The sequence below is a fragment of the Sediminibacillus massiliensis genome (assembly GCF_900156915.1).
In the GTDB taxonomy this organism is placed as follows: Bacteria; Bacillota; Bacilli; order Bacillales; family Amphibacillaceae; genus Sediminibacillus_A; species Sediminibacillus_A massiliensis.
On the sequence record NZ_LT732535.1, the window covers coordinates 3,815,781 to 3,830,759 of the forward strand.

Annotated in this window: 13 protein-coding genes and 1 pseudogene; 13 read left to right on the forward strand and 1 reads right to left on the reverse strand. The window is 40.2% G+C overall.

Annotated features, from left to right (window positions below; all coding sequences use genetic code 11):
* The first annotated feature begins 41 nt into the window (after window positions 1–41).
* The 7 genes from CZ434_RS19560 to uxuA all read left to right on the forward strand — a co-directional run bounded on the left by CZ434_RS19560 (window position 42) and on the right by uxuA (window position 7,996).
* The gene (locus tag CZ434_RS19560; RefSeq protein WP_245831033.1) at window positions 42–1,031 is read left to right on the forward strand and encodes a carbohydrate ABC transporter permease; all 990 of its coding nucleotides are present in this window, start codon (window positions 42–44) and stop codon (window positions 1,029–1,031) included.
* Complete coding sequence (locus tag CZ434_RS19565) at window positions 1,028–1,858, forward strand: carbohydrate ABC transporter permease (RefSeq protein WP_077624660.1); 831 nt, start codon at window positions 1,028–1,030, stop codon at window positions 1,856–1,858. Before CZ434_RS19560 ends, CZ434_RS19565 begins: the two co-directional genes overlap by 4 nt.
* A gap of 129 nt (window positions 1,859–1,987) precedes the next feature.
* The gene (locus tag CZ434_RS19570; protein ID WP_077624661.1) at window positions 1,988–2,824 is read left to right on the forward strand and encodes an amidohydrolase family protein; all 837 of its coding nucleotides are present in this window, start codon (window positions 1,988–1,990) and stop codon (window positions 2,822–2,824) included.
* 30 nt (window positions 2,825–2,854) lie between these two features.
* Window positions 2,855–3,760 carry a dienelactone hydrolase family protein gene (locus CZ434_RS19575; protein ID WP_077624662.1) on the forward strand — a complete coding sequence of 302 codons (906 nt, stop codon included), beginning with the start codon at window positions 2,855–2,857 and terminating at the stop codon, window positions 3,758–3,760.
* 114 nt (window positions 3,761–3,874) lie between these two features.
* Window positions 3,875–4,585, forward strand: a complete 711-nt coding sequence (locus tag CZ434_RS19580; RefSeq protein WP_077624663.1) for a GntR family transcriptional regulator — start codon at window positions 3,875–3,877, stop codon at window positions 4,583–4,585.
* Window positions 4,586–4,694: 109 nt separating this feature from the next.
* On the forward strand, window positions 4,695–6,788 hold the full coding sequence (locus CZ434_RS19585; RefSeq protein ID WP_077624664.1) for an alpha-glucuronidase family glycosyl hydrolase: 2,094 nt from the start codon (window positions 4,695–4,697) through the stop codon (window positions 6,786–6,788).
* A gap of 101 nt (window positions 6,789–6,889) precedes the next feature.
* Window positions 6,890–7,996: a mannonate dehydratase gene (gene uxuA / locus CZ434_RS19590; protein WP_077624665.1), complete on the forward strand. Its 1,107-nt coding sequence runs from the start codon at window positions 6,890–6,892 to the stop codon at window positions 7,994–7,996.
* A gap of 73 nt (window positions 7,997–8,069) precedes the next feature.
* On the opposite strand, the gene CZ434_RS19595 is transcribed toward uxuA, so the two are convergent.
* On the reverse strand, window positions 8,070–8,642 hold the full coding sequence (locus tag CZ434_RS19595; protein WP_077624666.1) for a YesL family protein: 573 nt from the start codon (window positions 8,640–8,642) through the stop codon (window positions 8,070–8,072).
* A 379-nt stretch (window positions 8,643–9,021) separates the two neighbouring features.
* Here CZ434_RS19595 and CZ434_RS19600 point away from each other — a divergent pair, with 379 nt between their 5' ends.
* From CZ434_RS19600 to CZ434_RS19620, 6 genes and pseudogenes are all read left to right on the forward strand, one after another.
* A complete protein-coding gene (locus tag CZ434_RS19600) occupies window positions 9,022–9,708 on the forward strand; it encodes a GntR family transcriptional regulator (protein ID WP_077624667.1) in 687 nt (228 codons plus the stop codon).
* A gap of 183 nt (window positions 9,709–9,891) precedes the next feature.
* The gene (locus CZ434_RS19605) at window positions 9,892–11,541 is read left to right on the forward strand and encodes an extracellular solute-binding protein (protein ID WP_077624668.1); all 1,650 of its coding nucleotides are present in this window, start codon (window positions 9,892–9,894) and stop codon (window positions 11,539–11,541) included.
* Window positions 11,542–11,632: 91 nt separating this feature from the next.
* On the forward strand, window positions 11,633–12,640 hold the full coding sequence (locus CZ434_RS19610; protein ID WP_077624669.1) for an ABC transporter permease: 1,008 nt from the start codon (window positions 11,633–11,635) through the stop codon (window positions 12,638–12,640).
* 14 nt (window positions 12,641–12,654) lie between these two features.
* The gene (locus tag CZ434_RS19615; protein WP_077624670.1) at window positions 12,655–13,536 is read left to right on the forward strand and encodes a carbohydrate ABC transporter permease; all 882 of its coding nucleotides are present in this window, start codon (window positions 12,655–12,657) and stop codon (window positions 13,534–13,536) included.
* Between the two features lie 60 nt (window positions 13,537–13,596).
* A pseudogene (locus tag CZ434_RS21865) lies at window positions 13,597–13,785 on the forward strand (GH39 family glycosyl hydrolase); the annotation flags it as partial.
* 96 nt (window positions 13,786–13,881) lie between these two features.
* Window positions 13,882–14,934 carry an endo-1,4-beta-xylanase gene (locus CZ434_RS19620; protein WP_077624671.1) on the forward strand — a complete coding sequence of 351 codons (1,053 nt, stop codon included), beginning with the start codon at window positions 13,882–13,884 and terminating at the stop codon, window positions 14,932–14,934.
* Window positions 14,935–14,979: the final 45 nt, after the last annotated feature.

Genomic DNA, 14,979 nt, shown 5'->3' on the forward strand with positions numbered 1-14,979 from the left:
AAGCATTTCTATGCGGTTGTCAATTAAGCGAGGTGGGAAATTTGCAAAATAATGTAGAACAGACAGCTGGACAAGCCCGACGAAATGCCGGCTCAGGCCAACAAGAACCAGGCGATAAACCCAGGTTGAAGATAGTGCCGAAAAAACCAAAGAAAAAAAGAAGCGACGTATTGGCGATTATCGGGTTCATTGCCCCTGCATTGATTGTCTATCTTGTGTATGTTGTCTATTCAATAGGAATGACCTTTTACTATAGTCTCTTTGATTGGTCCGGTATTGATAATAATTTTGCATTTGCAGGATTGAAAAATTATATCAACCTTTTATCTGACGGGGTGTTTTGGCAGTCATTAGGGAACAATTCCTTGCTGGTGGCTGCATCTTTGCTTACCCAGCTTCCCCTCGGTTTGGTTATGGCTTTGCTATTGTTCAGCCCTATTAAGGGTATCAGATTATTCCGTTCCGTGTATTTTATGCCATTTTTAATGTCGACTGTAGCGATTGGTATTCTTTTCATTTTTATTTATGATGGGAACTTCGGCCTTGTTAATGCCTTCCTGCGTTCGATTGGTTTGGAATCATGGCAGCGTGGCTGGCTTGGAAATGAAAGCACCGCGATTTGGGCAGTGATTGCAACAGTTTGCTGGCAGTTTGCGCCTTTTTATATGATTTTGTTCAGGGCAACGATTGTTGGGATTCCGGAAGATTTGTATGAAGCAGCAGAAATTGACGGGGCCAGTGCCTGGCAGAGATTTGCCAAGATAACCTTCCCGTTGTTGATCCCGATTTTAGTCACATCGGCGATTTTGTCCATCATTGGCTCGTTGAAATACTTCGACTTGATATATGTTATGACAATGGGCGGGCCGAACAATTCCACCGAGTTGATGGCCACCTATATGTATGAACAGACATTTACCAACTTTAACATGGGTTACGGAAGCAGTATCTCTTTTACGATGTTCATTATTGCTTTCATCATAACATTGATAATTCTTTTACTTGAAAACAAACGGAAGGGAGCTCAATGAATATGTGGCTGAAGAGTATTAAAACCATTCCAGTTTATGTCCTGGCTATTATCATCCTGCTGTTTACGGGTGTACCGTTTTTTATCATGGTCAATTCATCTTTTAAAACCCAGCTGGAGTTCATGAGTTCCCCATGGTCTCTTCCTGAAAGCTTTTCATTTAACAATTACCGGCTATTATTTGAAACGGATTTTTTCCAGTATTTATTTAACAGTTTGTTTGTATCCGTTGTCTCTGTCGTGCTTGTCATTGTGTTATCGGCGATGGCCAGTTATCCGCTATCCAGGTTGAAATTCCGTTTGAGTAAACCGCTTTTCCTATTGTTTACGATAGGTATGATGATTCCGATTCATACTACATTGATTCCAATCTATTTATTGACAATCAATCTAGGTCTTTATGATAGTTTGTGGGGATTGATCGGACCTTATGTGGCATTTGCTTTGCCGGTATCCGTCATTATCTACACCCAGTTTCTACAAGACATTCCAAAAGAGCTGGAAGAATCAGCAAAGATTGATGGCTGTGGACATTACCGATTATTTTGGAAAATCTTGTTTCCATTATTGACGCCTGCTACTGCAACTGTCGCCATTTACAATTTCATACACATTTGGAATGAATTCATTTTTGCACTCGTTTTGACTAATTCTCCCGGAAATGCCACATTGCCGCTGGGTCTGCGCGAGTTCTACGGTGAATACTCAGTAAATGTGCCGGGCATCATGGCAGCACTGACTTTGGGAAGCCTTCCATTGTTACTCGTATATTTCATCGCTCAGGAAAAGATTGTCAAAGGGCTTGCAGCAGGTTCAGTAAAGGGGTGACCATTGATTGAAAGAGATTTAGGAAATGTAAATGGGGTTTGTCCTTCTCCGGGACAGCCCTTTTTCTATGATATATAATAGAATTGATTGTAAACGAATTCAAAACTATAGATAGGGTGGGGTGATTTAATGCGAATCGATGCACATCAACACTTTTGGCAGATTGAAAGAGGCGATTATGGTTGGATAACAAAGGATATGGTGCCGTTATATAGAGATTACCTGCCCGGCGACCTGCTTCCTGAACTTTACCGCCATCATATTGATGGAACTGTTCTGATTCAGGCTGCGTCAACTTATGCAGAGACCGAATATATGCTTGATCTTTATTGGAGGAATTCCTTCATAAAGGGAGTAGTCGGCTGGATTGATTTAGATTCACCGGAGTTTGATCAGGATTTTCAACGGTTGAAAGACAGGAAAGGGCTTGTCGGCTTTCGGCCAATTCTTGAAAGTGTAGAACGAGAGCTGGAAATGGACAGTCCCAGAGTTCTGAAGAATATTGAGACACTCGTTCAAGAGGACTTTCCAATTGATTTATTACTAGTACCAAGGCTCCTGCCACTGGTTCTGAAACTGTTGAAAAGATTTCCGACCTTGAGGGGTGTGGTCAATCATGCCGCAAAGCCTTATATAAAAGAGGAAATATTTGACCCATGGAGAGAACAAATAGCAGAAATCGCCTCCTATTCTAACACAATGTGCAAGCTATCAGGCTTTATTACAGAAGCCGATGAGAACTGGGAACAGTCCGATATTGAGCCATATATCCATCATGTAATTAATGTCTTTGGTTATGAGTCTATTATGTATGGCAGCGACTGGCCGGTTTGCAATATGGCCGGAAGTTATCAAGATGTATACCAAGTATTAGTAGATTCCCTTCCGAATAATTTGTCTGAAGCAGATAAAGAGAAACTGTTTGGAGGAAATGCGATAAAGTTTTATAAAAATTTGCGCGGGTAAGCCGATAGAATTGAAAGGGATGGAGACTATATGGATATAACAAAACGCCGAAGTGAATTATTTAACCTGCTGGGGGATTTACCGGATATTTCTATGCCTATTAATGCTAATAAAATTAATGAAGAAAACCGTTCTGACTATATTTTGGAAACTCTTTTATTAGATTTGAATGGGGAGGAGAGGGTTCCGGCTTATTTCGCCTATCCTGTGGGGAAACAAGGTCCCTTTCCTGTAATTGTGTTCAATCACTCCCATGGAGGTAATTATCATTTGGGTAAAGACGAATTAATCCAGGGCAACAGCTATCTACAGATGCCTTCCTATGCGGAAGAACTGACAAACCTTGGTTATGCTGTGATTTGTATTGATGCTTGGGGGTTTGGAGAGAGAAGCGGCCGGACTGAAAGTGAACTTTTCAAAGAAATGTTGTGGAATGGTCAAGTATTGTGGGGGAAAATGGTCTTTGATACATTAAGAACAATTAATTATATAACTACAAGGAAGGAAGTTGATTCTAATAGAATTGGAACATTGGGAATGTCGATGGGCAGTGTAATGGCCTGGTGGATAGCAGCCTTGGATACCAGAGTGAAAATTTGTATAGATATTTGTGGGATGGTTGACTTCCAAGCTTTAGTAGCGAACAGGGCTTTAGATGAACATGGAATCTACTTTTTTGTACCAAACCTAATGAAACATTTTACAACATCCGAAATTAATGAGTTAATTGCTCCTCGTAGGCACTTATGCCTTGCCGGAAAAGAAGATAAACTAGTACCTATTGACGGCCTTCACAAAATTGATCAGCATTTAACTTCTGTGTACAACCATAAAGGAGCAAAGGAATCCTGGATATTAAAAATATATCCAGGTGGTCACAGAGAAACACCTGGTATGAGAAGAGAAGTTATTGCATATTTAAGTAATTGGTTGTAATTAAGTAGTGTCCATTAATAAATAAATAGCTAAGCAGGATTGAAATTATTACCAAACAACTATATAATAGATTTATAACTACCATACTAGTGTGATTAAAGTGTTAAATCCAGCATGCGGATCTGTAGAGGGAGTGGCGAGGTGAATGATATATCCACAACTAAACGAATCAATGGTTCTACAAGAGACTTTGTTTATCAGACTCTAAAACGGCAAATCGTTAATTGGGAATTGGAACCAGGTACCAAGATTTCCGAAAAAGAAGTTGCCGATAAGTTAAAAGTCAGCCGTACACCTGTACGGGAAGCATTTTTAAAGTTAGCTCAAGAAGAGTTGCTTGGGGTATTCCCACAAAGCGGTACTATAATTTCTCAAGTAGACTTGCAGTTAGTGGAAGAAGGCCGCTTTGTTCGAGAGCAAATTGAAAGAGCAATTGTTATCGAGGCCTGTTCAACTTTGGACGAAGAGCAGTTGTTCCAATTGGAAACAAATATGACTATGCAAAAACTGTGTCTGGAAAAAGGTTCCTATCATCGACTATTCGAACTGGATGAAGAGTTTCATCGTTTGTTGTTCGAATGCTGCAACAAAGTTCGGACATGGAACATGATTAGACAGATGAATAGTCACTTTGACCGATTAAGAATACTCAGGCTTGCATCGAATCCGGACTGGGATGTTGTGGTTTCCCACCATGAAGCCATTTTTGAACATATTTCCAATAGGGATGTCGAAAAAGCAGAAGAAGCAATAACCAAGCATTTAAAACTGGTGAACCTCGAAAAAGAAGAGCTTAAGAAACGCTATCCGGGTTATTTTAAATAATATATCCAACGAGGTGTGGCAGGGAGCAATATTTTCCTGCTATGTTTATTCATTTGTTTGAAAACGCTGTCATTGAGTGTGGTAGATATCACGAAGGGGGAATGGATGGATGAGTATAAGTCCTGTTAACACAACAACCAATAAATTAACAGAAGCTAAAGGATATAATTGTTGGCTTCAATATGAAAAAATTACAGACCACCGTTTGATTGAATCATTTTTGCCATGGCTTTCCAGTATCCATGTGGCGGGAAGTTCTGTAATTATCGATTCAGCAGTCGAGGAATTGCAAACTGCTGTTTATTCCATGTTTGATTCGGAAATAACCTACTCTGATTCTTTAGACGCAAGCATCGTGTTAGGTGCTCTGAATGAACTGGATGTTGAGTACTTTAACATTGATAACGAGGAAATCGAGAACATAAACGAAGAAGGATATATACTTAAATCAGTGACTAAGGGGCAGAGGAAAACCCTACTAGCCGCAGGTAAAACGGATAAAGGGGCATTGTACGCTGTTTATCACTTATTGAGAATAATCCAGACAGGTGGACAAATCAATAACCTGAACATAATAGAGGCACCAAAAAATCAATTGAGAATGGTGAACCAATGGGATAATATTGACGGAACCATTGAGCGAGGCTATTCTGGTCAATCCATTTTCTATCAAAACGGAGAGTTTACCGGAGATCTACAAAGAATCAAAGATTACGCCCGGTTGCTATCATCAACAGGAATCAATGCTATTTCCATTAATAATGTAAATGTCTGGGATGTGGAAACAAATCTCATTACAGAGAAGTATTTGCCGGAAGTATCTAAAGTCGCAGATATATTCAGAGCGTATGGTATCCAGACTTTCTTAAGCATCAACTATGCAAGTCCAATTCAGTTAGGCGGCTTGGGTACAGCAGACCCGCTAGATGCTGAAGTAAAGCACTTTTGGAAAACAAAAGTAGAAGAAATTTATCGCATTGTTCCTGATTTTGGCGGCTTTGTAGTGAAAGCGGATTCAGAAAACCGTCCAGGTCCTTTCTCTTATAATAGAGACCATGCTGACGGTGCCAATGTATTGGCAGAAGCTTTGGAACCATTCAACGGGGTCGTTGTCTGGCGTTGTTTCGTTTACAATTGTCGTCAGGATTGGCGTGACCGTTCGACGGACAGGGCCAAAGCAGCATATGACAACTTTAAACCGTTAGATGGAAAGTTTAAAGACAATGTCATATTGCAAGTGAAAAACGGACCGATGGATTTTCAAGTGAGAGAACCAGTGTCCCCTTTGTTTGGAGCTATGCCGAATACCAACCAAGTTCTGGAGTTTCAAGTTGCCCAGGAATATACAGGACAGCAAAAAGATTTGTGTTATCTAGTGCCGCAATGGAAAGAGATCCTTGACTTTGATACATATTGCAAAGGGGAAGGATCGACTGTCAAAAGAATTGTCGATGGCTCTTTATATAAGTATAAATATAGTGGAATAGCAGCTGTTTCCAATATTGGAGATGATATAAATTGGACAGGTAATACGCTGGCGCAAGCAAACCTTTATGGTTATGGGCGGCTGACATGGAATCCGGATTTATCATCACAGGAAATTACGAATGAGTGGATTTTACAGACTTTTGGAAATGATCCAGAAGTCCATGAAGTAGTGTATCGAATGTTGATGGATTCCTGGCCTGTCTATGAAAACTACAACGCCCCGCTTGGAGTAGGCTGGATGATAAATCCAGGTCATCATTATGGACCAAACGTGGACGGTTATGAATACTCGGCATGGGGGACATATCATTTCTCAGACAGGGATGGAATAGGAGTAGACCGGACAGTTGAATCAGGAACGGCATATACAGCCCAGTACTTCTCGCCGAACTTTGAAACTTATAACAATTTGGAAACATGCCCTGATGAATTATTGCTGTTTTTTCACCATGTACCATACACCCATCAGCTGAAATCAGGGAAAACAGTCATTCAGCATATTTACGACACTCATTTTAAGGGTGTGGATCAAGTTAGAGAACTCATTGAAAGGTGGGAATCAATAGAAGGGAAAATAGATGAATACCGCTATAATAATATTCGGAATCGGTTTGATTTACAGTTAACCAATGCCAGGGAATGGCGCGATAAAGTAAACACGTATTTTTACCGTAAATCCGGCATCTCGGATGAACACAATCGAACAATTTATTAAATATATGGAAATGGCTGTCTGTTAAATTAGATAGCCGTAACTTTATCTTCGAAGGTCTGTCAGCGAGCGTTGAGACGACTGTCAAATGGAGGAATAAGAAGATGAGAATGGTATTTAGATGGTTTGGAGAAGGTAATGACAGTATCAGTTTAAAGCATATTAAGCAAATTCCAGGAGTTGAAGGGGTGGTCTGGGCGCTGCACGACATTCCTGCCGGTAAGGTCTGGCCGCTCGATCGCATCCAAGAAGTAAAACAACAAGCAGAACTGCAAGATTTCCAAATAGAAGTCGTAGAAAGCGTAAATGTCCATGAAGATATTAAACTTGGTTTACCTACTAGGGACAAGTATATTGAAAACTATAAAAAGACAATAGAAAATCTTGCATCGATTGGAGTTAAAGTTATCTGTTATAATTTCATGCCCGTGTTTGACTGGACACGGACAAATTTATTCAAGGAACATGAAGATGGATCGACGGCCCTTTTTTATGAAAAAGCAATGGTGGAAAATATGGACCCGATGGAACTTGTGCAAAAAATCGCCCATAATTCCAAATATACCATGCCTGGATGGGAAGCTGAGCGGCTTAGTTCTTTGAAGAAATTATTTGAAGCATACAGCCTTATCTCGACGGAGGATCTTTGGAATAATCTTCAATACTTCCTGGAACAAATTATTCCGGTTGCTGAGGTGAATGATATTAAAATGGCGATACATCCAGATGATCCACCTTGGCCGGTTTTTGGTCTCCCGAGAATAATAACTTCACAAAAGAATCTAAGCAGATTTCTAAAACTCGTAGATAGCCCTTATAATGGAATCACTCTTTGCAGCGGCTCACTAGGTGCCAACCCTGAGAATAATATTCCGGCGATGATAAAGGAATTTGGAGAACGGATTCCGTTTGTTCATATTCGTAATCTGCGAATATCTGGAAATGGAGATTTTATCGAAACTTCCCATCGGACACAAGATGGCTCAGTTGATATATACCAAGTAGTCAAAGCATTGTACGATATTGGGTTTACCGGCTATGCAAGACCTGATCATGGACGTCATATCTGGGATGAAGAATGCAGACCTGGATACGGACTTTATGACAGAGGGCTTGGTATTATGTACTTATGGGGGATCTGGGACTCGTTGAAAGCAAGCCAGACAGAAAAAACAGCTAGCCTGGAGCTTGAGCGGAAAGCTTACGTATAAGCGTTAGCCAGCTAGTATCACCCCCGGTTGAAGATGGCGAACTTTATCAGCCGGGAGGATATGAATAAATGATCTATCTCTCCATTTTACTGAATGCTCTGTAGCTGAACCACATTAACAATAAGCTCAGGAGGCCAGCTGGGAAGAATGGAATCAGCCCTGGAACCCGCTCCATGAGAAGGGCAAGCACTAACAGGCAGATGAGCATGGAAAGCGTACTCAAAGGATTGGCGACGCCTACTAAGAATGCATGCTTAAAATAGTCTATTATACGATGCTGGAAATGGACAAATACTGGGAAAATATATAAAACGACCAAAATATAGAGAAGCGTTATATTAATGAAAACAATTAACAGGATAATATAAAGCGCCCCTTCAAAGTTTGCTAAGTATTGGTAGTCAATATAGAGAATATATCCAGCTCCCATTAGTAACCAGAATAAAGCGTTGGAGCGAAGAAACTCAGAGCGATAACTTTTCCAGAATAACGGCAGGATTTTAATATCGCTGCGACCTGTAACCCATTTCCTTGTAATCGCATACATAGCTGTTGTAGCAGGACCAATCCCGAAAACAATCAGGCCGGCTAAACTGAAAAATGTCCAGAGAAGATTAACATAGGCAATTCTAGTGATCCATTCCATAACAGTATATATTAATCCTAGTAATCCTTTTGGTTTTATGATGACAATCACCTCCAATATTTATCATTATTCTATCATAGATGACAGAATTGCTCGAAATCTATTTGCAAATGAAAAAGTTTCCAAAAAATTAGTATATTAACAAGAAAGGTATTGTTTTACGATAGGAGAGAGGCTATAATAAATTTATCAACTAACATACTAGTTATATTAAAATAGTAATATTACATAGTATGAATCCCACATTGACTACACATCTCTGCACTTAAAGCAATATCTATATCCACCAGTAGCACCATCAAAGTCACAAACAGTAGTTTTTTGCAAAAAGTACCATATTAGTATCATTACCATTTTAAAAAAAGCAAGGGGGGAATGAATGGAAATTTTACCGTTGGAAAAAACCAACTATAGCGGTTCCACCAGAGACTATATATATAATGTGATAAAAAGGAAAATTATCAATCTTGAGTTGAAACCTGGCACTAAGATCTCCGAAAAACAAATATCTGAAGTACTGGAAGTTAGCAGGACACCGATTAGAGAAGCATTTCTCCAATTGTCCCAAGAAGATCTCATTCAAGTGTATCCACAGAGTGGTACAATTGTATCTTTGATAGATCTGGCGCAAGTTGAAGAGGCAAGGTTCGTCAGAGAAAGCCTTGAGGTCGGGATTGTCGGCCTTGCATGTGAAAAGATGTCCATTGATTCTTTAATTCATTTAGAGGCTAATGTAGCAATGCAGGAAAAATGTGACAAATCAAGCAATCAGCAAAAGTTATTAGAACTTGACGATGAATTTCATCGGTTGTTATTCGAAGGAACCGACAAATTAAAGACTTGGAAGATGATCCAGCAAATGAATGCACATTTTAATCGATTAAGACTTCTTAGACTTTCGTCTGTTTTAAACTGGGATATCATTATTAGCCAACACAAAGAGATTTTCAGCTTAATTACGAACAAAAATCTTGAACAAGCCCAGTTCATCATACAAGAGCATTTAAGGCTTGCTGTCATTGAGAAAAGTCTTTTAAAAAAGCAATACCCTGATTATTTTAAATAACTAATAGCAACAAAAGCTTTTTTTAGATGTTTTGTGTAAGCGTTTCTTTTAACGTGAGGCTGCTCGATACAACTACGGGAAGAAGGGTTTGTCTAAAATATAATTACTTTTTTTGAAAGCGTTTGCTTATCCTGTAAAGCTCTTATATAAAACTATTTTGATTATTATAGAGGAGGGCATATTATGCCGAAGAAACTATTAATTACTGCTGCATCTGCTGCATTGTCATTGTCACTGTTGGCAGGATGTATGGAAAAATCGTCGAGTGAAGACAAGGATGCGGAGGCAACTTCCGATTCCGGATTGACCAAAATTACTACTGTCCGTACTTTGGCCGATGATACAAAATTCAAAAACGGTGAAGATGTCAATGATAACGTAGTAACACAGTGGGCTGAGGAAGAGTTGAGTATCGATTTTGAAACAATGTGGACAGTTCCGAACGATGAGCAATACAACACTCAAATTCGTCTGGCAATGTCTGCCGGCAAAGAACTACCTGATGTTTTTGAAGTGACAGATGGTCAATTGATTGCCGATTTAATTGAGTCAGGATTAGTAATGCCGATCGATGAGGCAATCGAAGAATATGCCTCACCTGAATTAAAAGAAGTTTATGAACAATTCCCTGAAGCGTTTTATTCCGCCACAAAAGATGGGGTTCGGTATGGTCTTCCTAGACTATCCGGCGGAAACGGATCCGACTCCTTACTTTGGTTGCGTGATGACTGGCTTAACAATTTAGGTTTGGAAGCACCACAAACCATTCCGGAAATGGAACAAGTCATGGATTCGTTCGTAAATGAAGATCCAGACGGCAATGGAAAAGACGATACAATTGGATTAACATTGGCCTCTAAAAATGGATTGGCGACATGGCTTGCTGACGGAAGCTTCCTGTTTGGAGCTTATGGTGACTATCTCCCTATGTCATGGAGTAAAGATGAGAACGGAGAATTGGTGTATGGTTCCATCCAACCTTCCATTAAAGAAGGACTGGCCAAGCTTAATGAATGGTATGAAAAAGGATATCTGGATAAAGAAGTGGGAATTCTCGATGAACAAGACGCGATTGAAAGTTTCGTTGCCGGTAAGTCCGGTATGATTTCCGCACCGCCATGGGCTGAAGGCTGGCCTGTAGGGGACGCCATCAAAAACAATGAAGGGGCAGAAGCAGGAGCGTACCCACTTCCGACAAGTGAAGATGGAAAAGCGGGACGACGTGGTGAGCAGTACATCACTGGCCAATTCTTGTTCAGCAAAGACTTCGAACATATGGATAAATTCTTCGAATACTGGAATGCAATTTACAGCTATACTTTCGGTGATGATGAGTACTTTGAGAATGGTATGTTTGAAGGCTATGACTATGTAATGGTAGATGGAGAACCTGTGTATGACCAAGAGAAGATCCAAGAAGTTACCGGAGAAGAATATATCAATCCTGGCAAATACTTCTTGCCGACAGACGTACCAACAGTTCCTTTCATGCTTTATGACTTGTTGGAAGATTTCCATGAGACAGGAAGAGAACCGGAAACTCCTTATGAGCATAGACTAGCCGACGGTACGGATATTTATAAGAAAGCCGGCGCGATCGTCAATCAACAGAATGATATCAGGATCGAGAATGAATTCTCTGGAGCACCTACTAAAACCATGCAAGCGCAATCAGAGCATCTTGAAAAGCTTGAGCAGGAAACATTCGCCGATATCATTTATGGCAATAAACCAGTCGATGCCTTTGATGACTTTGTTGAACAGTGGAAAAAGAATGGTGGAGAGGAAATTACCAAAGAAGTAAACGAATGGTATGACTCTGTTCAGAAATAACGAAAAGATACGGGCTATTCACAAAGATACTTTGCGTAATAGCCCATGTATCTTTATCTCTATAACAGGCAAAGGAACAGGAGGGGATTAGATGGCACAGCCCTTGAAAAAAGAAAGCGAGTATGCAGAAGAACCACAACTACAACAAGCACCAAAACTGGAAAAGAAGGAAAAAGTAAAAAGAAAAGTGGAAAAGAAAAAACAAAAATGGGATTTTAAAAACACTTGGCAACTGCATGTTTTAGTAATCCCGGCTGTGATTGTTGCACTAATTTTTCAATATGCCCCCATGGGCGGCCTGATCATGGCTTTTCAGGATTACAAGCCATGGCTCGGTTTTTTTAATTCTCCATTTGTCGGTTTTGAACATTTTAAAACAATGTTTCAATATGACGATGCCAGACAAGTTATATGGAATACCCTGATTATATCTGTGTTGAAAATTATCTTCCAGGTACTGGTCCCTCTTGTATTTGCTTTATTACTTAATGAAGTAGTCAAAATGAAGTTTAAGCGGACTGTACAAACAATCATTTATCTCCCGCATTTTCTCTCCTGGGTTATACTAGGTGGTATTTTGATGGATCTTCTTTCTCCGGACGGAGGGATTATCAATCAAATGTTAGGGCTGATCGGGATAGATCCAATCTTTTTCCTTGGAGATAATACGTGGTTCCGGCCTACTGTCATTTTAAGTGATATATGGAAGGAAACTGGATTTAACACGATTGTGTTCCTGGCGGCAGTTACTGCAGTAAATCCAACATTGTATGAAGCCGCTACAATGGATGGAGCAAACCGCTGGAAGCAAACATTGTATATCACAATTCCATCTATGTTGCCAATCATCATTGTGGTAGCGACTCTTTCTTTAGGAAACATTTTGAATGCAGGTTTTGACCAAATCTTCAACTTGTATAATCCATTGGTATATAGAACTGGCGACATCATCGATACGTACGTTTATCGGGTCGGTCTGGTAAGTGGTGACTTCAGTTACGGTACTGCAGTGGGATTGTTTAAATCTCTTATAAGTTTCGTTCTGGTTGTTGTCGGATACCGGTTAGCTTATAAGTATGCCAATTATAGAATCTTTTAAGGAGGTTAGGGGTCATGAATTATAACACAAAGGGATACCGGACGTTTACCATATTCAACTATACATTCTTAACACTTGCGGCGATTGCCTGTTTATTCCCGCTTATTCATATTCTTGCGGTTTCGCTCAGTGGTAGTGCTGCCGCCACTGCGAATATTGTCAAACTCTGGCCGGTAGATTTTACACTTGATGCCTATGCAAAGACTATTGGAAATGAAAACTTTCTACGATCGTTAATGATTTCATTTAACCGTGTCTTCTTGGGTACATTAATTTCCATGGGATTAATGCTTTGTGCTGCATATCCTTTATCCAAAACAGATGAAGAGTTTAAAGGAAGAAAAATCTATACATGGTTTTTCGTGTTCACGATGCTTTTTAACGGTGGCCTGGTCCCTACCTATATTGTTGTCACCCAGCTGGGGCTGTCAGACACAATGTGGGCGCTTGTTCTGCCGACGGCAATCAATGCTTTTAACTTGATTTTACTTCTAAACTTTTTTAGGACTTCAGTTCCGAAATCTTTGGAAGAAGCAGCTTTTATCGATGGCGCAAACCATTTTCAAATATTCTTGAAAATCTATTTGCCGATATCCGTACCTGCTATAGCAACAATTTCTTTATTCACCATGGTCTTTCACTGGAATTCCTGGTTCGACGGTTTGATCTATATGACAGATTCTCGGAATTATCCGCTGTCTACTTTCTTGCAGACAGTTATTGTTCAACAAGATTTCACCAATATGGATGTAGACGCTGAAATGCTTAGAGATTTATCCCAGCGTACTGTGCAATCTGCACAGATTTTCATTGCAGCTTTACCAATGTTAATAGTCTATCCTTTCTTACAGCGTTACTTTGTTAAGGGTATTGTACTAGGGTCTGAAAAAGAATAAATAGTTTTATATAGTCGATAGAAAGATACCATAAGAACGGATAAGTGATCCTTACCTAATATTGATCAGATGTTCGATTCTTTCCTTGAATTGGGTATCAGGCCGTTTGTGGAGATCGGCTTTATGCCGTGACTGTTGGCATAAAGCCATGAAACTATCTTCACATGGGAAGGAAATGTGATGCCGCCTAAAGAATATAATAAGTGGAACGATTTATTAAAAGCTGTCGTTTCCCATTTTGTACTACGGGGAACACCTACATACCCTGGATTGGATGATTCTTTAATTCCTTCCTATTGATTTACGAATGGAAGATTAATATAGCGAAAGGTGGGTGGATGTGAAATGAGACAGGACACGGTCATTCAAGATAGCAGCCGAGGGGAAGTTCCTTCATTAAAGGAGGTTTGGAAGAATTCTTTCTCTATCGGTGCTGCCATAGAGCCTTACCAAACCACGGGAAAGCATGCCGAGCTGCTAAAGAAACATTTTAGTAGTATTGTAGCGGAAAACGTCATGAAGCCAGGGTTGATTGCTCCAAAGAGAAATGAATACTTCTGGGATGATGCGGACAGCATCATTGCTTTTGCTGGGAAAAACCATCTGAAGGTCCGGTTTCATACACTCGTCTGGCACAATCAGACTGCGGATTGGTTTTTCCAGGATGAAGAAGGCAATCCACTAAAGGAAAATCCGGAACACAAACAGTTGCTTTTGGATAGGCTGAAGGAATATATCCGGGTGGTAGGCAATCGCTACAAAAATGCGATAGAATCCTGGGATGTCGTCAATGAGGTGATCGATCCCGATCAGCCTGATGGCCTAAGGAGAAGTACGTGGTTCAACATAACAGGGACGGATTACATAGAAACAGCTTTTCGGACGGCACGGGAAGTGCTCGGACCTGAGGCGAAGCTGTTCATCAACGACTACAATACAAATGACCCGAAAAAAAGGGAATTTCTTTATGAACTTGTAAAAGACTTGCAATCTAAGGGTGTCCCGATTGATGGAGTAGGCCACCAAATGCATATCAACCTGGAATGGCCCTCTGTATCTACTATTTCTGAAACAATCGATTTATTTGCAAATCTCGGGCTTGATAACAAAGTCACCGAAATGGACATCAGTATTTATGAAAATGACAAAGACACGTATGAGACCGTTCCACAGGATTTATTGGCCAAGCAAGGTAAGCGCTATCAAGAAATTTTCGACCTGTTTAAATCGAAAAAAGGCAAAATCAGCCAAGTGATCACATGGGGCATTGCGGATGACCATACATGGAAAACAAACTTCCCTATCAAACGGATTGATTTGCCGTTGTTGTTTGATCAAGAGCATCTGCCGAAACCTGCGTTCTGGGGTATTGTCGACCCTTCAAAACTAAAAGAATAGCGAACAGCATGAAGTCAGCTTCGGCAGCATAGGACCTATTCGCTG

Coding starts and splice junctions, on each gene's coding strand:
- CZ434_RS19565 (WP_077624660.1), top strand. CDS start 1,028: ATGAATATGTGGCTGAAGAGTATTAAAACCATTCCAGTTTATGTCCTG.
- CZ434_RS19570 (WP_077624661.1), top strand. CDS start 1,988: ATGCGAATCGATGCACATCAACACTTTTGGCAGATTGAAAGAGGCGAT.
- CZ434_RS19610 (WP_077624669.1), top strand. CDS start 11,633: ATGGCACAGCCCTTGAAAAAAGAAAGCGAGTATGCAGAAGAACCACAA.
- CZ434_RS19615 (WP_077624670.1), top strand. CDS start 12,655: ATGAATTATAACACAAAGGGATACCGGACGTTTACCATATTCAACTAT.
- CZ434_RS19600 (WP_077624667.1), top strand. CDS start 9,022: ATGGAAATTTTACCGTTGGAAAAAACCAACTATAGCGGTTCCACCAGA.
- CZ434_RS19620 (WP_077624671.1), top strand. CDS start 13,882: ATGAGACAGGACACGGTCATTCAAGATAGCAGCCGAGGGGAAGTTCCT.
- CZ434_RS19580 (WP_077624663.1), top strand. CDS start 3,875: ATGCGGATCTGTAGAGGGAGTGGCGAGGTGAATGATATATCCACAACT.
- CZ434_RS19575 (WP_077624662.1), top strand. CDS start 2,855: ATGGATATAACAAAACGCCGAAGTGAATTATTTAACCTGCTGGGGGAT.
- uxuA (WP_077624665.1), top strand. CDS start 6,890: ATGAGAATGGTATTTAGATGGTTTGGAGAAGGTAATGACAGTATCAGT.
- CZ434_RS19595 (WP_077624666.1), bottom strand. CDS start 8,642: ATGGAATGGATCACTAGAATTGCCTATGTTAATCTTCTCTGGACATTT.
- CZ434_RS19605 (WP_077624668.1), top strand. CDS start 9,892: ATGCCGAAGAAACTATTAATTACTGCTGCATCTGCTGCATTGTCATTG.
- CZ434_RS19585 (WP_077624664.1), top strand. CDS start 4,695: ATGAGTATAAGTCCTGTTAACACAACAACCAATAAATTAACAGAAGCT.